The following is a 24,622-nucleotide window of genomic DNA, read 5'->3' as shown; positions in this document are numbered from 1 at the left end:
GGATCGTGAAACATCACTTCGCTCAAGCCGATACAGTCCAGCCGTAAGCGTTTAACAAGCTGGAAGCAATGCGGTCATTATTGCGAGTCTCACAACAATATTTAGCGAAAATCGCCGTTAATAGAATCGGCCTTGCTTGCCTACACTTGGATCTGTCACGCGACACCGGCTAACCAACCGGTAGTCGATGAAGCCAGCAAGCAACGAGGACAATCGAGGAGACACCACCATGCTTAAAGCAATCATTCCCGCAATCGTTTTGGTGGCGGCAATCGGCGCTCCGGCGCTAGCGAATGCGCAGCAGTCCAGCGATACGGTCACGCGCGCGGCCGTGAAAGCGGATCTCGTCCAGATGGAACAGTCGGGCTATAACGTAGAAGGCGATCACACGACGTACCCCGCACAAACGCAAGCGGCGGAGACGCGCGTGGAAACAAACCGCGGTGTGATGGCGACATCGTACGGACCGAGCGTCAATGGTTCTTCCGCAGCGGGAACGCGAGCGATCGTCGCTCAGCCTGACGGCGCACGGTCGACTTATTTCGGGCAATAAACCCGCGTAGCTCCAGCCAAAATCGCCTAAGAAAAATGGCCGCCGATCGAAGATCGGCGGCCATTTTATTTCATGCGTCCTGCCTGTTTTGAACCGCTGAATCAGGCGGGCACGCTTTCCGCCTTTTCAGCCCGCGCCCAGACCCGGTGGCCTGACAATGCCGTGATGAACGCCTTCATGACTTTCTTAACGTCGCTGCCCACGCTCACGCCTTCGTCGCCCGTTGGCAAGTGCGCGGCCGCGAGCACGTCCTCGCCGTCGCCCACTGCGCCAATCGCTTTCAAATGCTTGAACGCTTCCAGCACGTAATGACGCGCATCGCCTGATTCGGACAGAAGCTTCGCGCTCGCCGCGCCGCCGGCAACAACTACGCCGTCGAACATGATCGATGGCAGCGCGAGGATGGTTGCATCGACTTCAACGCCTTCGCCCAAGGTGCCGAGTTGCGGCGCAACGACTTTCGCATGCGCGCCTTCGGCCGTCAGCGCATCCTTGATCGCCTTGATGCTCGCAACGTCCGCGCCCTTCGCGGCGAGAATCGCGACCTTGCGCGTCTTCACCGAAGGTTTCGCCTTCGCGATGAGACTCAGCGCCGGCGATTCCGCGAGCGACGACTTGCCCAGCTGCTCCGGCGTAGCGTTCGCTTGCGGCGCGGGAAGGCCAAGGTTGTCGGCCACGCGCGCACACAGTTCGCTATCGATATTCGCCAGGATTCCAAGCTGCCGTTCGCGAATGAACTTGCGCTCCACCTTGCTCAACTCGAACGAATACGCGCCGACAATGTGATCCTGCTCCGGCTTTGTCATGCTCTTCCAGAACAGCGTGGCTTGCGAATAATGATCGGCGAAAGACTCGCTGCGTTGCCTGATCTTCACGGCATCGACGCGTTCCGGATACGTTTCGAAACCACCGCCGATTGCCGCCGGCGGCGTTTCTTTCGGCCAGCCGCTGTCGATGGAATTCGGTTCGTACGAAGCTTGTCCGCGATTCACCGTCATGCGGTGCTTCGCGTCGCGCTGGTTGTTGTGCATCGGCGCGATGGTGCGGTTGATCGGAATCTCGTGGAAGTTCGGGCCGCCGAGCCGGCTGATCTGCGTGTCGGTATAGGAAAACAAACGGCCTTGCAGCAGCGGATCGTTCGAGAAGTCGATACCCGGAACAATGTGCCCCGGACAAAACGCGACCTGTTCCGTTTCAGCGAAGAAGTTATCGGGATTCCGGTTCAGCGTGAGCTTGCCAAGCATGGTGATCGGCACGATTTCTTCGGGGATGATCTTGGTCGGATCGAGAATATCGAAGTCGAACCAATGCTCCTGATCCTGTTCCACGATCTGAACGCCCAGTTCCCATTCCGGATAGTCGCCCATATCGATGGCTTCCCACAAATCTCGCCTGTGGAAGTCCGCGTCCTTGCCCGCGAGTTTCTGCGCTTCGTCCCACAAAAGCGATGCGGAACCGATAGTCGGACGCCAGTGAAATTTCACGAAGCGTCCTTTGCCTTCTGCATTCACCAGACGAAACGTGTGGATGCCGAAGCCTTCCATGGTGCGAAGACTGCGCGGGATCGCGCGATCCGACATGGTCCACAGAACCATGTGCGCGGATTCCGGCACGAGCGAGACGAAGTCCCAGAACGTGTCGTGCGCCGATCCGCCCTGCGGCATTTCGTTGTGCGGTTCCGGCTTGACCGCGTGCACGAAGTCCGGGAACTTGATGGCGTCCTGGATAAAAAAGACCGGCATGTTGTTGCCGACCATATCGAAGTTGCCTTCGTCCGTGTAGAACTTGACGGCGAAACCGCGCACGTCGCGCACGGTATCGGCGGAACCGCGCGATCCCTGGACCGTCGAGAAACGCACGTAGACCGGCGTTTCCTTGTTCGGGTCCGACAAGAACGCGGCTTTCGTCAAGTCGGTATGGGCTTTGTATGGTTTGAACACGCCGTGCGCGGCGGAGCCACGCGCATGCACGATCCGTTCAGGAATGCGCTCGTGGTCGAAGTGCGTGATCTTTTCACGCATGATGAAATCTTCGAGCAACGACGGGCCACGCGGGCCGACTTTCAGTGTGTTCTGGTTATCGGCGACCTTGACGCCTTGATTGGTCGTCAACGCCTGGTTGGTGGCGTCCGAACGGAATTGTTCGAGGCTGTCCAGCTTGGGATTCGTGTTGTTTTGCGAGGGTGTCCGCGCAACGGCGCTGGTCGGTGAAGGCGCTGCTGCGCCTCCATTCTTCTTCGATGTAGGCATTGAGGGGAACTCCGGTTTGCAATTGAACTGACGCACCTGACATGCGCTCGCCCTTCTTCCGCAAACCGTGTTCCCGCCAATGCCTTTTGCCCAAAGGCGTCAGTCTTTCTTGCGTTGCTGCAATGCGCGAATGCGGCTCATTGCTTCGTGGTTCGCGGTTGCGGCTTCGTACATGGTCGAAAGATCCGCCTTCAATTGCGTGCGCGATCCGCCATCGAGATAAATCATGTGCCCCGATGGATAAAATTTCGCGGTCAGATTTTCGCGCACGGTTTTATCGATGAGCGGCATTTGCTGCAAGTCCAGCACCGTCTGATAAAACGGCGTCACGAAGTCATAGAATCCATTCGCCGACAACACCTTCAAGTCGATATTCAGCGCCATCACCGCAGCAAGATCGCCCGCCGTGTAGAGCACGATGTTGCCCTTGGCGTCCATGCCCTTTTCCGCGCCGGTCGGGTCCTTGTGATGGAAGTCCCAGTTGAGGAAGGCTTGGTCGTTGAGATCGGTGAACGACGACGTGGAGGTGAACTTCAGTTTCTCGTTCAAGTACTGGTTCCACATCGCGGTGTACACGCCGGTCACGGCCGTCATGGTCGGATCGTTGCCGCCGGAATTCGGATCGATCTTGCCCGCAATGCCCGTTGAAATGGCGGTGACGCGTCCATCGTAGGAACCGAGCGCCACGCCTCTCGATTTAAGCAGCGTCGTAAGAAAAAGTGAATTGCCGCGGCTGTCGTAAGACGCAATGTCTAGGCTCCACGCAATCAGCGTGGCTTTATCGATACCCGTGTATTCCGATAATTTCTCCACGGTGTCGTCGTCGGTTTGCGGAAACTTGCGCAACGCCGCGATGTAATCCGTGCGCGCAAATTGCGCCACTTCTTCCGAGAATGCCAACAAGTCCGTTGGTCGCGGATGCACGCCGAGCTTTTTGTGAAACCACGCATCGGCGGCGGCGGTCGGCAAGGCGCCCACGGGATTTCCCGTCTGCCGGTAATCGAGAATGGACGATTGCAACGTGACGCCATTCAGGTCCACGCCGTCCTCGTGCAAACGGTATGCAAGCACGCAACTGCGCGCCGTGCCATACGATTCACCATATAAAAACTTCGGCGAATTCCATCGATTATTCTTGGTCAGGAAGCGCTTGATAAATTGCTTGATTGAATCGGCATCCTGATCAACGCCCCAGAAATCGCGGTTCTTGTTCGGCGCGATCGCGGCCGAATATCCCGTTCCCACCGGGTTGATAAACACCAGATCGCTCTTGTCGAGCAAGCTGTCCGGGTTGTCTTCCATCTGGTACGGCGCGGGCGGCGTGAAGTCCGGCGTCGAGGTCTTGATGCGCATTGGCGCGTAAGAACCCAACAACACGAACACGGCTGACGAACCCGGACCACCGTTATAGAAGAACGTCAGCGGACGCGCTTCCTCCGTCTGGTTGTCCTGCGTGAACGCAACGTAGAAGAGCTTGGCGGCGGGCTTCGAGCTGCTTGGATCCACGATCACCAGATGCCCCGCCGTCGCGGTGTAATCGATCTTCTTCCCGCCGATAGTCGTCGAGTGATGCGTGATCGCGGCGCTTTCGTCGGTGAGGGTTGAATCGATGGCGTCATCGGGACCGTTGCCGTATGGCGTCGGATCGAAATACGGCTGATCTTTCTTGCTGGAAGGCGCACTGGAAGACTTCTCTGCCGCCGGTGAATTCGTCATGATTGCTCCTGGTTTTGTTGTTGGAGTTCTTGGCCTTCTACCTTGTTTGCGTTTTACCTATTTAAGCGCCGCCGCGACTTTTGCGCCATCGGGACTGCCGAGACCCGTGCATGCATCCCATCCCGCCGATGCCTCGAAGCTCCCGTTATTGCCCTGCGTGATGTCGTGCCCCGCCGTCTTCGCACGATACAACTTCGGGTTGATGAAACCCGCGGGTTTGCCGGCCGCCGCATTGATCCGCGCGATCAAGGCCGCCCACAGCGGCGCGACCGCGCTCGTGCCGCCCACGACCGTTTCCGTGCCGCCGATTAGCACGTCGTAGCCGGTAAGCGGCGACGCGTCGCCGGCAACATCGGGCACGCCGCGTTTTGTCAGCGCAGCCTTGCCGCCTTCGGTGCGCGTCGTGCTCAGGCCGCTCTGCCAGACCGGCAGCGCAAATACGGCGCTCACGCCGCCACCGCCCGCGCCGCCCTGATCGCCGTCGTTCCAGACGACTTCGCTACCAATTCCTTTTGCCGATGCACTCAGATGCGTTCCGCCGCACGCGAGCACATATGGGCTCGACGCGGGGAAATCGACGTGATCGCGATTATCGGCCACGCCGTCGTTCGAGCCGCTGTCGCCCGAAGCCACGCAGATCGTCACGCCCATGGCCGCAGCGGATTGCAGCACGTCGTTGAACGCGTTTTGCGACTGCGCCGTCCAGTTCGATTCCGGGCCGCCCCAGCTGATGGATACAACCGAGGGTTTGTTGGCATCGTCGTGGATGGCGCGATTCACGGCATCGACGAAACCCGCGTCGCTATTGTTCGTGAAATAGACCGCGATGCGCGCGCCCGGCACAATTGCGCCGACAATTTCGATATCCAGCGTTACTTCCCCGTCCGGGCCGTTGGGATTGCCGGTCGGCGCGTTATTGGCCTGATCGACGCCAACCGATACCACGTCGGGCTTGCCCACGCCGAGCTTCGAAAAATACGCGCTGAGATCGCTTTGATCGTAACCGCCGCCCAGCTCGATGATCCCGACGCACTGGCCGCTGCCATCGCCGGCGGGAAAGTTGTAAAGGCGCGCGAGGTCGAGCGGCGTGTACGAAGTGCTCGTGCCGCCGCGCGCGGGCTGAAACGGCGGACGGAAACGAAAATGCGGGCGCGCTTGCGGCCGGCTGTCGAGGCCGAGCACTGCGGTGACCATATCCTTCATGTCCGATGGCACGTTCACCGGGCCCGAGCGTCCGCGATATTCGCCGATGGCGTGGTGCTCGAAGCGCTCCAGCTTGACGGCGAACGCCGCGCTGAACTGCGCGATCGTGCCGGACAGAACCACGCTGCGCGAGTTTGCATCGGCGCGGATGACATCGAGCCCGTGCGCCTTCGCGAACGTTTCGATGCGCGTCACATCCGCTTGCGATGCGCCGAAGCGCTTGCCGAATTCATCGCGGGAAACCGGCGCGGCATCGGCGGCGCCTTCGTTGATCTTCTGCATCAACTGCTTGAACTCGCCGTCGTTCTGCCGCCGAAGCATGACCACTACTTCGATCTTTTCAGCCGGATTACATGCGCCAAGACAATGCGCGCCGTCGGGTTGCGATTTGTCGCTGCCAGGAATGGGATGGTCTGCAGGGGGTGTTGTACCGGTCATGGTGCTCGGGCTCCTTGTTGTTGCAAAATTCGTGTCGCGGGAATGGGCGTTCGAGATGACTTGAAATGCGGCTTTGCGTAATTGAAGCGCGTGATTTGCAGAAAGCTTTCTTCCGACATGCGAGGGTTCCCGCAGTTCCGGCGCGGCAAACGATTGCCTTCCACGGCAAGGATCAACCGCAGGACGCGTCATGCGAGGGCAATTCCGGCTTGAGGAAGGACGGGTTCAGGGCCGGTCCTCGGGATATTCGCGCCGGCCATCGGCGGATAACCATGGCTCGCGATGCACGCAGAACAGCTCGTAAGTCGGCTCGAGGAAGCCGGTTTCATCGAAAGCGCCGATTGGCAGTTCGATCTCGTCATTATTTACAAACGCCATGTACGCCACCGACCCGCACACCGCGCAGAAGTGGCGGCGGCCATCGGCGGAACTTTGCCAGGCACGCGTCGCGCCCGACATGCTGACTTGCTCCGCGAGATAAACTGCGTACGCGCCGAACGCCGAGCCATGCACCTTGCGGCATGTCATGCAATGGCACAGCCCGATGCGATCGGGTTCCGACGAAACCACGAAGCGCCATGCACCGCACGCGCAGCCGCCTTCGTGAATGGCTTCGCCGTGCTCGCCACGTTCGGCCGGCAACGCTTCCCTGTCATGCGCTTCATCATTAGAGTTGCTCATAAGGCGGTTCATCGCGGCTCCCTGTAAGCTGGTCGGCACTTTGCCGGGCAATGACAACGGTCGTACCAATAGGTCCAGATGTAGCAACTCTCGCGCCGAACCGCAGGCGACCGCGGCAAAAAGCACTGGTTTTGCTACGATGACACCCTCACGAGACGGAGATGGCATTCATGAAGCACGTTTCCCTGCTGGCTCTGCTCCCCACTGGCGCCTCCGCATTCGCGACGGCCGCCAGTCCCAACGCTGCACCCGGCGCCGCGGATCTTGCCGCCCACGTGCTTTCGCATGAACGATACGACCCAACCGCGGGCGCACCTTCGCCTCGTACGGATTACAAAAATGTGAGCGTCGCGGATGTCATGACCGACGAGTACGTTTTCCCGCTCGGAGAAACCGGCAAGTCGATCGTGCTGTCCGGCGCCCAGATTGCAGCGGGTTTCCTGGCCGAACGCGCCGCTGACCAATGGCTCGAACTGGCGCGGCAGCAACACGCGGCAGAAAGCGGATCCGCCGACGACACCATCCGCCACATGCCCGACGCGGACGAAGCCGACCAGCTCATGGATCGTGCAATGGAATCCGCCGAGCGGATTCTCGCGCCGTTTTCGAGCGCGCCGGTCGCATCGCTTTTCGAAACGCATTACCGCGGCGGCCGCGAATTTCTCCGGCTGAGCTGGGAAGGTTTGCCCGAAGACCTCGTGCCGAAATCCCGTCGGCCTGCCGCTGCCGTCGGTGCCTTGCGCGCGCCGAGCGACACCGCCGCGCAGGATTACGATCCGTACGGGCTCGAAGGCACGAGCGATTACGACGTGGACAAGCCGCTTGCCTATCGCGAGAAAGTCGGGGAAAAGATCGGCCCGTTCCTGCTGACCATGACGTATCGCCATGAATATCCCCAGGTCGACGACGAACGCCTCGGCACCGCTTTCGCCGTTTTTCACGAGGCGGGCACGGATATCGTGGCGGCTGCCGTCGAGTTGAAACTCGTGAAAGTGCCGCCGATTCAAAGCAGCGCCGACCTCGTCTATGTGCTGGACACGTATTCCGGCGAGATGCTGTCGCTTGCGCTCGCCGCGACCGAAGCGCTTGGGCCCGAGCGTCTTTGCTCGGTGTTCAATACGCACCGGGTGGTGTTTATCGGCACATGGGAAGTGCGCAAGCCGTGGCGCGGCGAAGGTCTGGGCGTTGCGCTCCTGCGCGAGGCGCTCGAACGCCTGCCGGCCGATCCGGACGGGCGCCCCGACGCTTTGTGTGTCGCGCCCGAGCCGTATCAAACCGAAGCGCGCTATCTGGAGCAACTGCCGCCAGCCTTGCGCGAGGAACTCGATGTCCCCGCGCGGCGCCTCTCGCAGCATCTGACCGGCTGGCTCGAAACCGCCGACCTGCCGAACGTGAAGACGCACTTTTTCATACCGATGGCGAAGCACGAAGGCATAGGATCGGCGGGCGAAAACGCGCGCTTGATCGACCGGATCATGGAAAGTGAAGCCTGACGGCGAGCCTGACCAGATGCTGATCGTGGTCGATATGCAGGCGAAACTGATGCCACATATCGACGGCGCGGAACACGTGTTCCGGCGTTGCGCCGCGCTGATCGCCGCCGCGGATTTGCTGGATATCCCCGTGCTTTTCACGGAACAGAATCCGCGCGGACTGGGGGCAACGGTGGACGGCTTGATTGGCGAGCGGCATCGTGTAATCGAAAAACATACCTTCGATGCCACCCTCTGTCCGGATTTCGTCGCCGCGTTGCCGTCGAAGGACACGGTTCTGTTCGTGGCCGGTTGCGAGTCGCACGTCTGCGTGCTGCTGACCGTGCGCGGTTTGCTGAAACTCGGCTACACGGTGGAACTCATCGCCGATGCCACCGGTTCACGCGCGCCGGAGAATAAGGCAATCGCGCTAGCAAGAGCACAGCACGAAGGCGCGTTTCCCACCACGGCCGAAACGGCGATTTTCGGCTGGCTCGAAAGCTGCCGTCATCCGCGCTTCAAGGACGTCCTCGCGCTCGTGAAGTGAAGTGCGAGCCATGCTTGGCCGTCATGGCTGGCATGAGCAGATTTCGATTGTTACGGGATTTTGGCCTCCCTACAGTCCATTCATGTCCGCGATCATTCGAATCGCGATCCAACAGATTTTCGACCTCTGCTCAAGGCCACCATCATGACCCTTCGTCTTTCACGCCTCGCCCGGCGCATTTTCGTGGCCGCCGCTTTCGCCGCGCCGCTCGCCGGCGCTGCCTCGTTCGCCTATGCCGACGCCCTCGATACCGTGCAGAAAAGCGGCGTCGTACGGGTCGGCGTGTTCATGGATTACCCGCCGTTCGGGTCCATCGGGCCGGATATGAAGCCGCAAGGGTATGACATTGAAATGGCCGACTATCTGGCGAAAGCGATGAAGGTCAAGGTCGAGCTCGTGCCCATTACCGGCGAAAACCGCATGGCGTACATTGCGACGGGCAAAGCCGACGTTCTGCTGAGCGTGGGTCAGACGCCCGAGCGCGACAAGGTCCTCGATTTTTCGCGGCCGTATGCGCCGTATTACCTGGCGGTGTTCGGACCGAAGTCGCTGCCCGTCAAGAGCGAAAAGGATCTGGCGGGCAAGACGATTTCCGTTGCACGCGGCACGCTGGAAGACTTGAGCGTGACGAAGGTCGCGCCGCCCGATGCGACCATCAAGCGTTTCGATGACCCCAACGGCGCAATTTCGGCGTTCTTGTCGGGCCAGGTTCAGTTGATGGTGGTGGGTAATGATGTCGGCGCAACGATCATCGCGCGTAATCCGCCGATCGCGCCGGAGCAGAAGTTCCAGCTATTCAGCTCGCCCGATCATGTGGCGGTGAACAAGGGCGAGACACGCCTGTTGAAGGAAGTCGATGCAGCCGTGCTGAAAGCCAAGAACGATGGCACGTTGAACAAGCTGTCCACGAAGTGGTTGAAAGCGCCGTATCCGAGCGATCTGTAAGCTGGCTTGAGGTTGATTTTTTGAACTGCCGCCCTTGGGCGGCAGTTTGCGTTTCAGCTCATGCCGCTCTGACTTCTTCTAAAAGATCGGGATGGTGATCGAGCAGTTTCAGCAGCTTGACGAGCGCCAATGGCGGCCTTGTTTTGCCATTTTCGTATCGGGAAAAAGCATTGACGCCGCCGCCGAATATCTCGGCCGCTTCGCGCTGGTCGAGCGCAAGCTTCTTTCGGACGCTCGCAATAAACGCTGGATCGACGATAGTCGCGTTCACCTGTTTGTTGAACTCCAGCATCGCCGCATTGATCCGTGAAGACTCGGATGAATCGAAAATTGCCTCGCTGCAAGCCGGGCAAAAGTCACCGGTTACGTCGGGAATCATTGTCGACTCGCCTTTGTACGAATACGGCAGATCGCGTGTGTCGCGCTTAAGTGCTGCTGCGCCGCAGACCGGACACTTCATGCTCCTAGCTCCTTGAAGGACACCACAAGGACGTCATCGATAACCGTCAGTTTCAAATAGACCGGTCCGGCGGATGTGGTTGGTTGATAAACGTCTTGCCAGACGCGGTGATCGGCATACGTCGTCATGCTTTTATAGAAGTCACTTGGCATCAACGCTTTAACCACTCGCATCATCTCGTCGAAATCGAAGCCCAGCGCTGCAGCGCCGCCAAGCGCGGACGCGGTCGAGCGCACTTGGCCCGCTTCGATGAGGGCAAAAACAATAGAAAGCCGGCAGTGAGGGACGCTTTTCTCCATCCGCTCACACTAACCTACTTGGTTAGTATAGACAATTTTCGAGATGGTCGTCCGGGAAAGCAGCCAGTTAACACCTCGTGTGTTTTACCGTTGAATGTAGCCCTTACCTGCAATTGTTCGAGCCGTGCCCCGCCGCAGCGCGGCGCACGCCGATGGCACCGGACTTGCTCACTGCCTTTGTCTCCATTTGTCTTCCACCTGCCGCAAGGCGAATGCGGACAGCACCGCTGTTAGCCAGACGCATCACGACATTGAGTGCGTCGAGCCAACGCCGACCGACTCAGCGAGGAGCTTCACATCGCCATGCCCCACACGACCGACAGCACCACGTCTTCTCCAGATCCAGATATCGCCAAACCTTCACGGCGCCGCTTCTTGCAATCCGCCGCAGCGGCCGCGGCTGTGTCCACCGCTCCGCTGGCACATGCGCAGCAGCAACCGGCAAGCGCCGAAGCGCCTGTGCCATCTACCAATCCAAGCGCAGCCGCTCCGTTGATGCCCGTGAAGCTGATCATCAATGGTCATCCTTACGAAATGCAGCTCGAGGCGCGCACCACGCTGCTCGATGCCCTTCGCGAATACGCGAGCCTCACCGGAACAAAAAAAGGCTGCGACCGCGGGCAATGCGGCGCATGCACGGTGATCGCCAACGGCCGCCGCATCAACTCATGCCTCACGCTTGCCGTCATGCACGAAGGCGAATCGATCACGACAGTCGAAGGATTGGCAACGGCGCAAACGCTGAGCCCCATACAGGCGGCTTTCATCGAGCACGATGCCTTTCAGTGCGGTTTCTGTACGCCCGGGCAACTGTGTTCGGCCACGGCTTTGCTCGATGAATTCCGTGCCGGCGATGCCAGCGCCGCCACCGCCGATGTCCGCTTCCGCCCGCCCCAACTCTCCGACGACGAAATCCGCGAACGCATGAGCGGCAACATCTGCCGATGTGGCGCGTATCCGAACATTGTCTCGGCGGTGAAAGCCATTTCCATCACCAAGGCATAGGAGCGCGACATGGATGCCATTTCCTACGAACGCGCCACCGATGTCAGCGCGGCAATCAAGGCTGCCCAGCAGCCGGGCGTTGCGTTTATCGGCGGCGGAACAAATCTGCTCGACCTCATGAAAGGCGGCGTTGCAAGGCCGTCGAAACTCGTCGATATCACGCATATCGACGGTCTCGGCGCCGTGACTTCGCTACCCGATGGCGGCTTGCGTATTGGCGCATTGGTTCGCAACAGCGACGCCGCGAATCACGCATGGATTCGCGGGCGTTATCCGCTTTTGTCGGAGGCGTTTCTGGCGGGTGCATCGGCGCAATTGCGCAACATGGCAACCGTCGGCGGCAACCTGATGCAACGCACGCGCTGCTATTATTTTTACGACACCGGCTTCCAGCAATGCAACAAGCGCACGCCGGGCAGCGGTTGCGCGGCGCTGGAAGGCAACAATCGCATTCACGCGATTCTCGGTGCGAGCGACCAGTGCATCGCGACGAATCCCTCCGATATGAACGTGGCCCTCGCCGCGCTCGATGCCGTCGTGCGCGTGAATGGTCCGCAAGGCGAACGCGCGATTCCGTTCGCGGAGTTTCATCGGTTGCCAGGGGAACATCCGGAAGTCGATACCACGCTGAAACCGGGCGAACTGATTACATCGGTGGATCTGCCGCCGCCCTTGTTCGCCGAGCATTCGCATTATCTGAAAGTGCGCGACCGCGCGAGTTACGCGTTCGCGCTGGTTTCGGTTGCGGCCGCGTTGCAGATGGACGGCAACACGGTGAAAACGGCGCGCATTGCGTTGGGCGGCGTCGCCCACAAACCTTGGCGCGCGATGGCAACGGAACAGATGCTCGTGGGCAAGCCTTTATCGCACGAGACCTTGCAACGTGCCGCGGCGCTCGCCGTGCGCGATGCCAGGGGTTATCGCGAAAACAGCTTCAAGATCGAGCTGGCTCAACGCGCGATCATCCGCGCGGTTTCCACCGCTGGAGGTATGGCATGAGTGTTCTTGGACAACCGCTCGATCGCACCGACGGTCTTCTAAAAGTTACCGGCCAAGCCCGGTATTCCGCCGATAACCCCGAAGCCAAGCTCGCGCATGCGGTGCTCGTGATGAGCACGATTGCGCGCGGCCGGGTTGTATCGATGGACACCGCCCGCGTGCAGTCCATGCCCGGCGTGCTGCTCGTGATGACGCACGAAACCGCGATGCGTTTGCCCAATGGCGGCAAGCCCGATGCGTCGCCGCCAGCGGTGCGCCGGTTATCGTTGTTGCAGACGGACGAAGTGCGCTACAACAACGAGCCGATCGCGGTCGTCGTGGCCGACACGCTCGAACGCGCAACCGACGGCGCGCGCAAATTGCAGGCATCGGTGAAGTACGAAGCCGCAACGCCCAACGCCGACTACCAGCGCGCGAAATCCAGCGCGTACCGGCCGGAAAAGATGATGGGCCGGCCAATCGATACACAACGCGGCGATGTCGCGGCAGGCTTGAGGCAAGGCCCAACCCGGCTCGATGTGGTCTACACCACGCCGAACGAGCATCACAATCCAATGGAACCGCACGCAACCCTGGCGCGCTGGGACGGCCCGAAACTCACGCTCTACGATGCAACCCAGGGTGTTTCCGGCGAACGCAGCGCGGTGGCGAAAACGCTCGGCATCAGCGAAGACAACGTTCGCGTGATCTGCCCTTTCGTTGGCGGCGGATTTGGCTGCAAAGGATCGGCTTGGTCGCACGTCGTGCTCGCCGCGATGGCCGCGAAGCAAACCGGAAGGCCCGTGCGACTCGTGCTGGAACGCCCGCACATGTTCGGCATGGTCGGCAACCGGCCGTTCACCGAACAGCATTTCCAGGTTGCCGCACGCGATGACGGCACGTTGACCGGCATGCGCCACGACGTGATATCGACGACATCGACGTTCGAGGACTGGAACGAAAGCTCGGCCATTCTCACGCGCATGTTGTACGCCACGCCGAACCAGGCGACCACGCACAGGCTCGTGAAACTCGATGTCGGCACACCGACCTTCATGCGCGCGCCGGGCGAAACGAGCGGTTCGTTCGCGCTCGAATCCGCGATGGACGAAATGGCGTACCAGCTGAACATGGACCCGCTCGCGTTCCGCCTGAAGAACTACGCCGACATGGAACCGCAAGAGAAAAAGCCGTGGTCGGAGAAATCGCTGCGCGAATGCTACGAAAAAGGCGCGGCGAAATTCGGCTGGTCGCGGCGCAATCCAAAACCGCGTTCCATGCGCGAGGGCAACACGCTGATTGGCTGGGGCATGGCAACGGCAACGTATCCGGCGAATCGCAGCGAGGCGTCGGCGGTCGTGCGCATCTTGCCGGATGGCACGGCAATGGCGGCATCGGGCACGCAGGATCTCGGCACCGGCACGTTCACCGTGATGACCCAGGTCGCCGCCGATGCCCTCGGCTTTCCGATGGAAATGGTGACCTTCGCGCTCGGCGATTCGTCGTTGCCGAAAGCGCCGGTATCGGGCGGATCGCAATCGGCGGCGAGCGTATCGCCGGCGGTTCGCGAAGCGGCATCGCAGGTTCGCGGCAAGTTGATCGCGATGACCCTTGCGGATTCGGCTTCGCCGTTGAGCGGCGCATCGCCCGATGACGTGACCGTCAACAACGGCTGGGTGATCAGCCGGGCAGATCCGTCGAAGCGCGATCCGGCGGCGGCGATCATTGCAAGAAACGGCGGCAAGCCGATCGAAGCGACGGCGACCGTCAAGCCCGGCGACGAGAAAAAGGAGTACGCGTTCCACTCGTTCGGCGCGGTGTTCGCGGAAGTGCACGTCGATGCCGATCTCGGCACAATCCGCGTTGCACGCGTGGTGAGCGTCTACGACGTCGGCAATCTGCTCAACGAAAAAACCGCGCACAGCCAGTTGATGGGCGGCGTGGTGTGGGGCATTGGCTCGGCGCTGACGGAGAAAAGCGAACTCGATCCGCGCTACGGCCGCTACACGAACGCCAATCTCGCGGAATACCACGTGCCGGTGAACGCCGATATCAACGCAATCGATATCACCGTGCTCGGCCAGGCCGATCCGCATATCAATTCGCTGGGCGTGAGAGGTATCGGCGAGATCGGCATTACGGGCGTGGCGGGCGCGATTGCGAATGCCGTGTATCACGCAACCGGCGTGCGCGTGCGCGATCTGCCGATAACGCTCGACAAGGTCATGCCGAAAACGATGGTTTGATGGTGGGTCGTTCCGGAAACCGCGCGGCTTTCAACGCCGCGCGGTTTTTTTCGTGCTTGCCGCGCGCAATGCGGCTTGTCAAAATCGACGCTTGTTTCTATTTCCCTTTCGTCAGGACGCCGGCCATGAGTTATTCATCGAGCGCTACCGGCATCCTGCTTGCCGCCGGCTATGGCTCCCGCTTCGACCCGAGTGGCCTTCACAACAAACTACTTGCCACGCTTCCCGACGGCACGCCTGTGGTCTTCCAGTCCGCGCGGCGGTTGCTGTCGGCGGTATCGAGCGTACTCGCCGTGGTTCGGCCAGGATCGGAGAAGCTCGCCGAGGTGCTGAACGAGGCGGGATGCAACGTGATGTTTTCAATCGATGCCGAACGTGGCATGGGCGCCGCGCTCGCCGCAGCCGTGCGCGCAACGCCGGAGGCGGAAAGCTGGCTCGTGACGCTTGGCGACATGCCGTGGATCGAGCCCGGGACGGTGGAAGCGGTTGCGCGATCGCTGGACGCGGGGGCGTCGATCGTGGCGCCGTTTTATCGCGGGCAGCGTGGGCATCCGGCGGGATTCGGCGCAATGCATCTTGAGACGCTCAGCGCGCTCGATGGTGACGCCGGAGCGCGGGCGTTATTCGTGTCGGAGACGGTGGAAAAGATCGATGTGGAAGACGCGAATATCTTACGCGATGTCGATGTTCCAGAGGATTTGCTGGAACGGTGAGGTGTGGTTTCCCTTCACCTCAACTATTCTCCGCGCGAATCAATCGGCGATTGCAGATCGTTGTCGGCCGGGTTCGAAAAATCGCGGATCGTAGACGAAACGACCCTCGCTGCGAAACGACAAAATAGATGTCCGAAACGCCGCGAAGTTTGGATTCAATACAACGTTCCATTCCGCTGGAATCAAGGCGGACGGAATTTTGAATCCGAGCGAGTCAGTCTGTGTCAAAACACCGTCGCCAAACTTCTGACATCGGCCGAGCGCTGCGGCTGTTTTCCAGGCGTGTGGCAAGCCTTTGCCGCTGCTGAAATCGTGCAAGGAATCTGGACGGATCGCCAATTCCAGTCGCAACATTCGCAAGTCGGGCACGCCAGCGACATCTTCAATGTGTACGAGGTACTCAAGGGCACATAACGCGCGCGACGAAGCGAAATATGCTGCCCGCTGTCCCCGTGCATTCCAGCGCTGACCATGCAACGCCGCCCCTTCGCCGTCCAGAGCCAACTGCCGAGTTGCAAACGCCGCCGAACATAATCGGTACACAACCATGACTTAAACCGGGAAGCCGTACGCTATGGCATCGAGCGCAGAATAGACGGCATTTGAGTTTTCGGGTGTGTCGAGGTGATCGATAGGGCGAACGCCGTTCAGTTTTGTCGATGGCCTCAGTAGCCAGCGATCGCCCTTTGCCGTATTGCCGAAAACTTTGTACGCATAGTCGCGAAGTTCGCGCACTTGCGGATTAGTAGCGTCGGGTACCGGGACCTCAACGCCGGATTGCAGTAGCTGGCGCGTGACCTCAACTGAAATCAAGCGGTCAAGATCAACTGCACGTAGGTTGACGCTCGAACGCTCCGAAATGGATTTTACTATCGCGGTATCCCGGACCTTCGCATGCAGAGGTTTCGACCTCGGCTTGGGTTCGGTCGAAGCAGAGACGGTGGATGCAGATAACGTTGAGGCCCGCGCGTGACGAATTGTGACTGGTTTGCTCATGATGCTTCAGGTTGCTCGAATGATGTGAAGACAGCATAGAGGGAACGCACATGCTCCACAACCTGACCAATTGGCTAACGCCACCGCGCATCGCCCGCCTCAAGCCGCCAATACCCCTTCCTCATCCGTCGATACCGAAAAACACCGCCGGCTCATATCGACCAGCGTGGCGCCAAACCCTTTGCGCGCCCTGAAGTCCGTCCGCGCGCTCGTCACCACGCGCGGCGCTGCGCTCCATGCAATCGACGCGCCGTCGGCAATCAACGCCTCGACCAGCGCGACGTCCTCGCTATGTTCCAGTGGCGCGAATCCGCCGACGCGCAAATAAGCCGCCGCCGACACCCCCATGTTTGCGCCATGAATATGCCGGTGGTCATCGGCGTCCGTGTAGTTGCGCGCGAAATGCTCGCGCATGGCCGACAAATGTGGCGACCAGTCGTGAATCGCGATGACGCCGCACACCGCATCGGCGCAGAGATCGAGCTGGCGCACCAGCCAGTCATCGGCGACGACACTGTCGGCATCGGTGAAAGCAAGCCATCTCGCGCCCAGCGACAACGCACGCCGCGCGCCTTCCGCCCGCGCAATGCCGACATTGCGCGCGTTCACGGCAATCACCTCGGCCCCGAGCGACTGGGCAATAGCTGACGTTTCGTCAGTGCAATGATCGACGACCACGATCACGCGTACCTCTTCGCCAAGCAATTGATGATGACTTGCCGCGCGTTTTGCTGCTGTGACACATGCCCCGATCTGCTCTGCTTCGTTATGAGCCGGAATGACAATGCCAATCATGTTCTTCTCTCCGTTTGCTTTTCCGTTGTCCGGCAAGCTCCGGACAGTTGCTAAAGGCCCACAGCAATAGGCATTCCCAAGGAAGATCCAGCCAATAAAAGCCGAGCAAAAACAGAGATTTGCATCGATGAACAAACCACAGTTGACGAACGAAACCTGTACAGAAAAACAGTATTCCGCACCGCTAACGCAGAAACATTTTGAGACCCGACTGAAACAACACGTAACCGCCGTCAACTTTCCTGAAAGCTTGGCGTTAACCCGGTGACAGCGCCAATTCCTGGCGACAAACTTACCGAACTTCAAGGCACTCGACTTCATGGCCGCCCTTCCGCTTTCAGCACTTCAGCAACGCGAACAAAAACATGGCCATACGGCGCTCATCCCGCGCACGGCTGTCCAAATCAAGACGGAACATGATCGAATTGTCGGGCGCGCGAAGTTTTTTCTGTACGCGACGGTCGTGCTGGCCATCGCTGGACTGATCGCCGTTGCAGCGATGCCGTTCTCGCCGATCCCGGACGATTTCAGCTTCGGCGCGCAGGAAGTGGTCGCTGTGGCGGTGTTCGCAGCGTGCCTGTTTCTGCTGCACGAGCGCGCCGAGCTGATGCTGCGCCTGTATAACTTCGAGCCGGTCGAACAGACCACGCAGGGCGAAATGCGCGCGTTGCTGCATCGCGTGCCGGAAGGTGCGTCGTATCAAAGCGCGCTCGCCGCCGAGAACCGCACTTTCGTGACGGTAGAAGTGGAAGAAATCCGCCGCCGCGCCGATGCATTCAAACCCGCGCCCGAAGGTCAACAAGCTGGAGAAGCCTGATATTGGTGATTGGGTCCAACGATTAAACCGAGCCGCGAAAACCTGCATCGAATATTGAAAGCCGCCGCTCCGCAATCGCGGGCCGGCGGCTTTCAGTTTTCTAAATCCGTTCCGATTCCGTCTTGAGCCTGTTTCTTGCTGAATGAAACTCCGCCAGCGAACGCATTTGAGCCGTTCGCTTCTTGTCCATCCGCGGAGCTTCGAAGCATGAGCAAGCAACCCAATATCAAGCAGTACGACCATCCGGCAGGCGGATGGGGATCGGTAAAAGCAGTCACGTCGATCCTTCTCAAAGAACACGTCGCCACCAGCGGAACCCGCGTCCTTTTCAAGCAGAACAAACCGGACGGCTTTGCGTGCGTGAGTTGTTCGTGGGCAAAACCCGCCGACCCGCATTTGTTCGAATTTTGCGAGAACGGTGCAAAAGCCACGGCCTGGGAAATCACGACCAAACGCGCCACGCCGGAATTCTTCGATCACCACACGCTCGCCGCGCTCGAAGCGTGGAGCGACATGGAACTGGAATCGCAAGGACGGCTGACCGAACCCATGCGATACGACGCCGAGACCGATCGTTATCTGCCGATCCCATGGCAACAAGCGTTCGATGAAATCGGCGAAAAGCTGCGCGGCTATGATCCGAAACGCGTGGTGTTTTACGCGTCGGGACGCGCGTCGCTCGAAACCTCATATATGTATGCGCTGATGGCCCGGCTTTACGGCTGCAACAACCTGCCGGACAGCTCGAACATGTGCCATGAAAGTACGTCGGTGGCATTGCCCGAGACCATCGGCGTGCCGGTTGGGACCGTGACGCTCGAAGATTTCGATCACACCGACTGCATGTTTTTCTTCGGCCACAACACCGGCACGAACGCGCCGCGCATGCTTCATCCGCTGCAGGAAGCGCGCAAACGCAACGCGCAGATCATCACGTTCAATCCGCTGCGCGAACGGGGTCTGGTGAGTTTCGCCAACCCGCAATCGCCGAAGGAAATGCTTTCCACTGAACAAACCTGTATCAGCACGCAATATCACCAGGTGAAGATCGGCGGCGACATTGCAGCGATCACCGGAATCTGCAAAGCGCTGATCGAAGCCGACGATAAAGCCATCGCGGCAAACACGCCGCGCGTGCTGGACGCGGGTTTTATCGCGGAACATACGCATGGCTTCGATGCATTCGCCCATGCAATACGCGCGGCGGACTGGAAAGATATCGAGCTGGAATCGGCGTTGACGCGTTCCGCGCTGGAAGCGGCCGCGACCGAATATGCTCGCGCCAAGGCCGTGATCATTCTTTACGGCATGGGCATCACACAGCATCGCGAGGGCGTGCTCGCCGTGCAGATGCTTACGAATTTGATGCTGCTGGGCGGCAATATCGGCAAGAAAGGCGCCGGGATTTGCCCGATTCGCGGCCACTCGAACGTGCAGGGACAACGCACGGTCGGCATCACGGAAAAGCCCGAACTCGTGCCCATGGACAAGCTCGCCGAGCTATACAAGTTCGAGCCGCCGAAGGAGACGGGACTGACGACCGTGGATACCTGCGAGGCGGTGCTGAGCGGCGGTATCGATGCGTTTATCGGACTTGGAGGTAACTTCGCGCGCGCGATTCCGGATCAAGGCGTGCTCGATCCGGCGTGGAAGAAACTGCCGTTGACCGTGCAGATCGCGACCAAGCTGAACCGCAGTCATATCGTTCATGGGCGCGCGGCTTATTTGCTGCCGTGCCTTGGGCGCATCGAGGTCGATCGCCAAAGCAGCGGTGAACAAACTGTCACGGTGGAGGACAGTACGGCTTGCATTCATGCATCGAAGGGAATGGTCGAGCCAGCGAGCGAACATTTGCTGTCCGAACCGGCGATAGTCGCGGCGCTGGCAAAGGCGATTTTGCCGCCGAATCCGATGATCGACTGGGACGCGTGGGTGGCGGATTACGGGCTGGTGCGCGGCGCTATCGAACAGACGTACCCGGAACAGTTCAAGGAATTCAATCAGCGCATGGGGCAGCCGGGCGGGTTTCATCGGCCGCTTCCTGCCGCGAAGCGTGAGTGGAAAACTAAAACGGGCAAGGCGAACTTCATCGTCCCGGAAGGATTTGGTGAGGACCCCGACATGCAATTCGATGGCGAACGCACGCTGCGCCTGATGACCACGCGCGGCGACAACCAGTTCAACACGACGGTTTATGGCCTCGACGACCGCTTTCGCGGCATCACCAAATCGCGCGATGTATTGCTGATGAACAAGGACGACATGATCCGCCTCGGGCTCGCCGAGGACGACACGGTAACGGCCAGCACGGTGGCGAAAGACGACGTCGTGCGCGAACTGGATGGCCTGCAAGTTCACGCCTACGACATTCCGGCAGGTTGCGTGATGGGCTACTACCCTGAATGCAACCGGCTGATTCCCTTGTCGCATCACGCAAAACGCAGCAAGGTGCCAGCCGCCAAGGCAATTCCGATCCGATTGCGAAAGGTCGCTGCTTGAGCGTAAATCGGAAAACAGGCATGAACCATGCTGCACGCTCCCGGCGCGCGCAGTGCATGCGCACTGTCCATCTGCTTGAATCAACGCTCCGGAGCCGACCCATGCTTGCCGCTTCCGCCTTCCCGACGTTCGACGAACCCTTAAGCGCCGAGCTCTCCGCTTCGGGCGCCTGCGCTTTCGAACCCGTCGTGCATCCCGAGAACGACTATGCGGCGCTGCTTGCGTTTCATGGCATAGAACCGGACCGGCTGGTCCTGATCGATCCGCACGATACAAGCGCCTCCAGCAACGGTCAGCTATTCGCCGATATTGGCGACACTCTCGCCGCCGACGGCTGGCAAATCGCGATCATCGGCGATGCTTGCGAGTCCGAAACCACCGGCGCGGTTCTCGGCGCGATGCAGTCCGGCGCGCTGTATCTCGCTGGAGCGATCACAGCCGAAGTCCGGGCAGCCTTGATAGGAAACGCCAGACTGATCCTGAGCGAGCGCGTTGAAGGATCGGCGGTTGCGCGTATTGCGCGTGAACGCGGCACTCCTTTAATAAGCATCGACCGCGTAATTTTTGGCGGGCGCGCCGAGACCATTGTTGGCGCTGCACTTGCCGAACTTCATACGCAAGGCGCGGCGCATCCCGGGCTGCCTTTCACGCTGCATACGCCTATGCTCAAGGATGCAGCATGATCCACGGACGATATTGAACCACCGAGGCGAGCCATGAACACGCAGACAATGCAATACCCAAGCTACCGGATGCAGACCAATCCGATTCCCGATCCCCTCGCCGATCCAAACCGCGACCCGGAAGCCGATCCGCTTTCGCCGCCGTCACCGGGGCATCGGCCGGAAGAACCGCAGCAACCCGACGCGCCGCCGGACGGCCATCCGATCTGAGCATCTGAGCGTCAGACGTTGTTCACCGGTTGCGCGGGCGCAGCGACTTCGAGCGCTGTTCCAGGCGCAACCGGATCGATCACCGGTTCGGCCGGGAGATCGGCAATGGGATCGATGAACACCTTCGCCCCGCGCTGATAGTTGAAGATAAACAGCACGACCGATGCAGTCGTCGCGAGCATCACGCAAAACACGAATACCGCGCGATACCCCCAGGTCGCCGCGACAAACCCCGACGCCACGCCCGCCATGACTGAACCTGTACGCATCGTGTTGAAAAACAGCGTGGTCGCGCGGGCCAGCGCGCCGGGCATCATTTCCTGAAAATACGACATGCCGAGGCACGACGTCACGGCGACCACGACCGCGTTCAAGATTTGCAGCGGCACGAGCACCCACAGATTTGGGGCGATTGCGATTCCCGCGAAATAAACAATATGCGAAAGCGATGCAAACGCGATCATGTTCGCCTTGTTGATGCGCCGTGACGCACCGCCGAGCATCAGCATCATCGGGATTTCGGCGAACGCGCCGAGGCCGACCATCTGCGCCACGTGCGCCGTCGTGCCGTGCAACTGGTCCACGATCAACACCGGCAGCATGATGGTCGCGATTGCCGATCCCATTCCAATCAGCGTGAAACTCACGAGCGCCGCGTACACGTGCGCGTTCTTTCCCTGTTGCGGAATCTCGCTGCTGGTTTTATCGCCGGCTTCGAGCGCGTCGTAGACCTTCGGCTCGCGCATGAACAACACGATCACGCCGGCTACCGCAAACGCGCCCGCCGCCGATAAAAACAGCCCGTTGAACCCCGATACGCCCAGCACGATCGCCCCGGCCGCCGGCCCGAACACCCATGCGCACGAGAGCGTGGTGCGCAGCGTCGCCATCGGCAATTCGGTGTTTTCGATGCCTTCCGCGTGCAGCCGCGCCTTGCTGAAAGTGAACAATTGCGGAAACACGGCCGCGCCGATGCTGAGGAACACGCAGCCGAAAATGGTCAGCAGAATGTAGTTACGCGTCACGCACAGCAGCGCGTAACCGAGCGCCGATCCCGCAATCGAAAGCAGGACGATGCGTTTTTTATCGCTGCGTTTATCCGCGATACGCCCGAGATACGCGCTGACCACGACGCTGCTCACGGCCGTCAGCGTCATGAAGATGCCGAGGCGCAGCGGTGTCATATGTGCTTCGGTTGCGCCGAACAGCGACGTGTACGGCACTGCGAAAGACGACGCAATGCCCGAAAGAAACATCGCGAGAGAAATTCCGGCATAACCGGGGAGACGGATCAGCGCAAGGAAAGTCTTGAAGACGGCGTTCATTGAATTTCACGTTGGCGGCCAGGGGACCGTCGTTTTCGGGCGCTCTGCTCGAGCGCGAAAAAAGACGTCAGCGGGCACTTAAACACGCGCGCGGGTTTTTTTCAATGCATCTGCGGGATTGTTCTCGATAAACAAAACTTGCTTACGTTTATGGATTGCAGCTAAAACCGGTTTGCGACTTGCGGCAATGGATGCGCGAAAACCTACTAGTTGCCAAAGCCGATTCGTCGCACGCGGCGGTTGCCGGATAAAAATTACCTCCCTGCAAAATCGTCCAATACTTTGCGCGGGCGTTTCCCTAGCATTGTCGTTTCTGCGTGTACTTCAGGAGAAATGCTTTGTTAGCGCAAAACGAAACCATCGCCGCGATCGCGGATCAAGCGCCCGCCGAGCCGGAACGTTGTGTGATCGTCGTGGATGAAACGCTGCCGCCGGGCAAGGCATCGAACGCCGCCGCCGTGGTCGCGTTCACGCTCGGCCAGCGGCATACGCATCTGGTCGGTGAAGCGCTGCGCGAACTCGATGGAACCGCGCACCCGGGCCTCATTCCTATCGGCATTCCGGTGCTCAAGGCCACAGCCGAGCAATTGAGCGCGCTTCGCCAGAAATCGCTCGCGCATTGCGATGTCGTGGACTTTCCCGTGCAGGGCCAGACCACGACCGACTACGCGGCCTTTCTAAGCGCCGTCAGTTCGCTGCCGGGCGAGTCGCTGGAATATCTCGCGGTCGGTCTGGTCGGACCGAAGAAAAAGGTCGGCAAACTTGTCGGCGGACTTGCGCTTTTTGCCTAGCTTCTTTTTGAGCGACGCCCGGGCTTTGCGCGCATTCCTGCAGCCTGGAAAGCCAGCGCATATCATGACGTTTTCCGCCTCTTTCACAGGCCGCATTTCGTGAACGCAACCGCGCCCACCAAATCCATCAAATCGATCAAGCTCTGGCACGCGCCCGACGTCATGGACGCCGTGATGCTGAAAGGCCGCTTTATTGGCCATCGCTATCCACCTCATTCTCACGATACACATTGCCTCGCCGTCATCACCGGCGGCGTGCTCGCAGTCGAAGTCGGGCAGCAGCGGCGCCTATGCCGTCGCGGCGATGTGGTTGTCATCGATGCCGATCTCGTCCACGCCGGTCTCGCCGCTGGCGATGGCCAATGGAAAATGCGCGTGGCGCACGTTCAACCGGCCGCGCTCGGCGCCTATTGCGAACGTCTTGGCATCACGCAGCGCGAGCGGTTCGACCTGCCCAGCCCTTTCATTGCCGATCCCGCGCTGTCGCAGCATCTTTACGGCGTGAACTGGTGTTCCGAAGTGGACCACGATGCGTTCAAGCGCAGCGAGGTCCTGGCCGCCGCCGTCACCGGTTTGTATGCGCGGCACGCGGGACGTGTCAGCCCGTTGCCCATCGTTCGCAATGAACCGGCGCTCGTACGCGCGGTCAAGGATCGGCTGCGTGACGACTTGCATGCGGGACTGACGTTATCCACGCTCGCAAGAGATTTCGATGTCACCCCGTTCGTGCTTTTACGTGCTTTTGTCCGCGAAGCCGGCCTCAGCCCACACGCGTTCTTGCAGCAGGAACGCGTGCGCAGCGCAATGCCGCTTTTGCGCAGCGGAAGGCCGATAGCCGAAGTCGGCGCACGAACCGGTTTCGCGGATCAATCGCACTTCACGCGTGTATTCAAGCAGCAGACCGGCGTCACGCCAAAGGTGTATCAAGCCGCATTTTCTTGAAACCATCGCACGAAAAAAACCCGGCATCGAGCCGGGCGCAATTGGTTTTCACCAAAGGA

At 60.1% G+C, this 24,622-nt stretch carries 24 protein-coding genes; 14 read left to right on the top strand and 10 right to left on the bottom strand.

Translation table 11 applies throughout. The annotated features are described in order from the left end of the window. The first annotated feature begins 229 nt into the window (after positions 1–229). The gene (locus ASG35_RS24300; protein ID WP_056363625.1) at positions 230–553 is read left to right on the top strand and encodes a DUF4148 domain-containing protein; all 324 of its coding nucleotides are present in this window, start codon (positions 230–232) and stop codon (positions 551–553) included. A 101-nt stretch (positions 554–654) separates the two neighbouring features. Here ASG35_RS24300 and katE read toward each other — a convergent pair whose 3' ends face one another. The 4 genes from katE to ASG35_RS24280 form a co-directional block, all read right to left on the bottom strand. Further along, entirely contained in the window at positions 655–2,802 is a 2,148-nt protein-coding gene (katE, locus tag ASG35_RS24295; RefSeq protein WP_056363623.1) for a catalase HPII, read from the bottom strand. Positions 2,803–2,901: 99 nt separating this feature from the next. After that, positions 2,902–4,518 (bottom strand): S10 family peptidase, encoded by a 1,617-nt coding sequence (locus tag ASG35_RS24290; RefSeq protein ID WP_056363621.1) that lies wholly within the window; start codon positions 4,516–4,518, stop codon positions 2,902–2,904. A 57-nt stretch (positions 4,519–4,575) separates the two neighbouring features. Further along, the gene (locus ASG35_RS24285; protein WP_056363619.1) at positions 4,576–6,159 is read right to left on the bottom strand and encodes a S53 family peptidase; all 1,584 of its coding nucleotides are present in this window, start codon (positions 6,157–6,159) and stop codon (positions 4,576–4,578) included. A 225-nt stretch (positions 6,160–6,384) separates the two neighbouring features. Then, positions 6,385–6,840, bottom strand: a complete 456-nt coding sequence (locus tag ASG35_RS24280; protein ID WP_056363618.1) for a GFA family protein — start codon at positions 6,838–6,840, stop codon at positions 6,385–6,387. 170 nt (positions 6,841–7,010) lie between these two features. Between ASG35_RS24280 and ASG35_RS24275 the strand changes: the two genes are divergently transcribed. The 3 genes from ASG35_RS24275 (at position 7,011) to ASG35_RS24265 (ending at position 9,804) form a co-directional block, all read left to right on the top strand. Beyond that, positions 7,011–8,333: an inositol monophosphatase gene (locus ASG35_RS24275; RefSeq protein ID WP_235527692.1), complete on the top strand. Its 1,323-nt coding sequence runs from the start codon at positions 7,011–7,013 to the stop codon at positions 8,331–8,333. Then, complete coding sequence (locus ASG35_RS24270; RefSeq protein ID WP_235527690.1) at positions 8,323–8,859, top strand: isochorismatase family protein; 537 nt, start codon at positions 8,323–8,325, stop codon at positions 8,857–8,859. The genes ASG35_RS24275 and ASG35_RS24270 overlap by 11 nt, the downstream gene beginning before the upstream one ends. 144 nt (positions 8,860–9,003) lie before the next feature. After that, a complete protein-coding gene (locus ASG35_RS24265; protein WP_056363616.1) occupies positions 9,004–9,804 on the top strand; it encodes a transporter substrate-binding domain-containing protein in 801 nt (266 codons plus the stop codon). A gap of 58 nt (positions 9,805–9,862) precedes the next feature. Here ASG35_RS24265 and ASG35_RS24260 read toward each other — a convergent pair whose 3' ends face one another. Next, entirely contained in the window at positions 9,863–10,264 is a 402-nt protein-coding gene (locus tag ASG35_RS24260; RefSeq protein WP_056363614.1) for a type II toxin-antitoxin system MqsA family antitoxin, read from the bottom strand. Next, positions 10,261–10,563 carry a type II toxin-antitoxin system MqsR family toxin gene (locus ASG35_RS24255; protein ID WP_056363613.1) on the bottom strand — a complete coding sequence of 101 codons (303 nt, stop codon included), beginning with the start codon at positions 10,561–10,563 and terminating at the stop codon, positions 10,261–10,263. The genes ASG35_RS24260 and ASG35_RS24255 overlap by 4 nt, the downstream gene beginning before the upstream one ends. Positions 10,564–10,866: 303 nt before the next feature. Here ASG35_RS24255 and ASG35_RS24250 point away from each other — a divergent pair, with 303 nt between their 5' ends. From ASG35_RS24250 to ASG35_RS24235, 4 genes are all read left to right on the top strand, one after another. Next, the gene (locus ASG35_RS24250; protein WP_056363611.1) at positions 10,867–11,568 is read left to right on the top strand and encodes a 2Fe-2S iron-sulfur cluster-binding protein; all 702 of its coding nucleotides are present in this window, start codon (positions 10,867–10,869) and stop codon (positions 11,566–11,568) included. Positions 11,569–11,577: 9 nt separating this feature from the next. Continuing rightward, positions 11,578–12,567 carry an FAD binding domain-containing protein gene (locus ASG35_RS24245; RefSeq protein WP_056363609.1) on the top strand — a complete coding sequence of 330 codons (990 nt, stop codon included), beginning with the start codon at positions 11,578–11,580 and terminating at the stop codon, positions 12,565–12,567. Further along, complete coding sequence (locus ASG35_RS24240; protein ID WP_056363607.1) at positions 12,564–14,792, top strand: xanthine dehydrogenase family protein molybdopterin-binding subunit; 2,229 nt, start codon at positions 12,564–12,566, stop codon at positions 14,790–14,792. The genes ASG35_RS24245 and ASG35_RS24240 overlap by 4 nt, the downstream gene beginning before the upstream one ends. Before the next feature lie 125 nt (positions 14,793–14,917). Continuing rightward, complete coding sequence (locus tag ASG35_RS24235; protein WP_056363887.1) at positions 14,918–15,505, top strand: nucleotidyltransferase family protein; 588 nt, start codon at positions 14,918–14,920, stop codon at positions 15,503–15,505. Positions 15,506–15,544: 39 nt separating this feature from the next. Here ASG35_RS24235 and ASG35_RS24230 read toward each other — a convergent pair whose 3' ends face one another. The 3 genes from ASG35_RS24230 to ASG35_RS24220 form a co-directional block, all read right to left on the bottom strand. Beyond that, complete coding sequence (locus ASG35_RS24230) at positions 15,545–16,054, bottom strand: RES family NAD+ phosphorylase (protein ID WP_056363605.1); 510 nt, start codon at positions 16,052–16,054, stop codon at positions 15,545–15,547. A 3-nt stretch (positions 16,055–16,057) separates the two neighbouring features. After that, positions 16,058–16,501 carry an MbcA/ParS/Xre antitoxin family protein gene (locus ASG35_RS31080; RefSeq protein ID WP_082508573.1) on the bottom strand — a complete coding sequence of 148 codons (444 nt, stop codon included), beginning with the start codon at positions 16,499–16,501 and terminating at the stop codon, positions 16,058–16,060. 99 nt (positions 16,502–16,600) lie between these two features. Next, positions 16,601–17,296 (bottom strand): glycosyltransferase, encoded by a 696-nt coding sequence (locus tag ASG35_RS24220; protein WP_056363886.1) that lies wholly within the window; start codon positions 17,294–17,296, stop codon positions 16,601–16,603. A gap of 319 nt (positions 17,297–17,615) precedes the next feature. On the opposite strand from ASG35_RS24220, the gene ASG35_RS24215 reads away from it, so the two are divergent. The 4 genes from ASG35_RS24215 (at position 17,616) to ASG35_RS31645 (ending at position 21,505) form a co-directional block, all read left to right on the top strand. Beyond that, positions 17,616–18,113 (top strand): hypothetical protein, encoded by a 498-nt coding sequence (locus ASG35_RS24215; RefSeq protein ID WP_056363601.1) that lies wholly within the window; start codon positions 17,616–17,618, stop codon positions 18,111–18,113. A gap of 207 nt (positions 18,114–18,320) precedes the next feature. Beyond that, on the top strand, positions 18,321–20,612 hold the full coding sequence (locus tag ASG35_RS24210) for an FdhF/YdeP family oxidoreductase (protein ID WP_056363599.1): 2,292 nt from the start codon (positions 18,321–18,323) through the stop codon (positions 20,610–20,612). 101 nt (positions 20,613–20,713) lie between these two features. Then, a complete protein-coding gene (locus ASG35_RS24205) occupies positions 20,714–21,295 on the top strand; it encodes a hypothetical protein (RefSeq protein WP_056363597.1) in 582 nt (193 codons plus the stop codon). 33 nt (positions 21,296–21,328) lie between these two features. After that, positions 21,329–21,505 carry a hypothetical protein gene (locus tag ASG35_RS31645; protein ID WP_156393333.1) on the top strand — a complete coding sequence of 59 codons (177 nt, stop codon included), beginning with the start codon at positions 21,329–21,331 and terminating at the stop codon, positions 21,503–21,505. Between the two features lie 11 nt (positions 21,506–21,516). On the opposite strand, the gene ASG35_RS24200 is transcribed toward ASG35_RS31645, so the two are convergent. Then, the gene (locus tag ASG35_RS24200; protein WP_056363595.1) at positions 21,517–22,830 is read right to left on the bottom strand and encodes a sugar efflux transporter; all 1,314 of its coding nucleotides are present in this window, start codon (positions 22,828–22,830) and stop codon (positions 21,517–21,519) included. Positions 22,831–23,168: 338 nt separating this feature from the next. Between ASG35_RS24200 and ASG35_RS24195 the strand changes: the two genes are divergently transcribed. Together ASG35_RS24195 and ASG35_RS24190 are read left to right on the top strand one after the other, a co-directional pair. Next, positions 23,169–23,621: a DUF2000 domain-containing protein gene (locus tag ASG35_RS24195; RefSeq protein ID WP_056363592.1), complete on the top strand. Its 453-nt coding sequence runs from the start codon at positions 23,169–23,171 to the stop codon at positions 23,619–23,621. 99 nt (positions 23,622–23,720) lie between these two features. Further along, positions 23,721–24,563, top strand: a complete 843-nt coding sequence (locus tag ASG35_RS24190) for an AraC family transcriptional regulator (protein WP_056363590.1) — start codon at positions 23,721–23,723, stop codon at positions 24,561–24,563. The last annotated feature ends 59 nt before the right edge of the window (positions 24,564–24,622 follow it).

This window comes from Burkholderia sp. Leaf177 (genome assembly GCF_001424345.1).
Lineage (GTDB): Bacteria > Pseudomonadota > Gammaproteobacteria > Burkholderiales > Burkholderiaceae > Caballeronia.
This window is presented reverse-complemented; position numbering and strand designations above follow the sequence as displayed.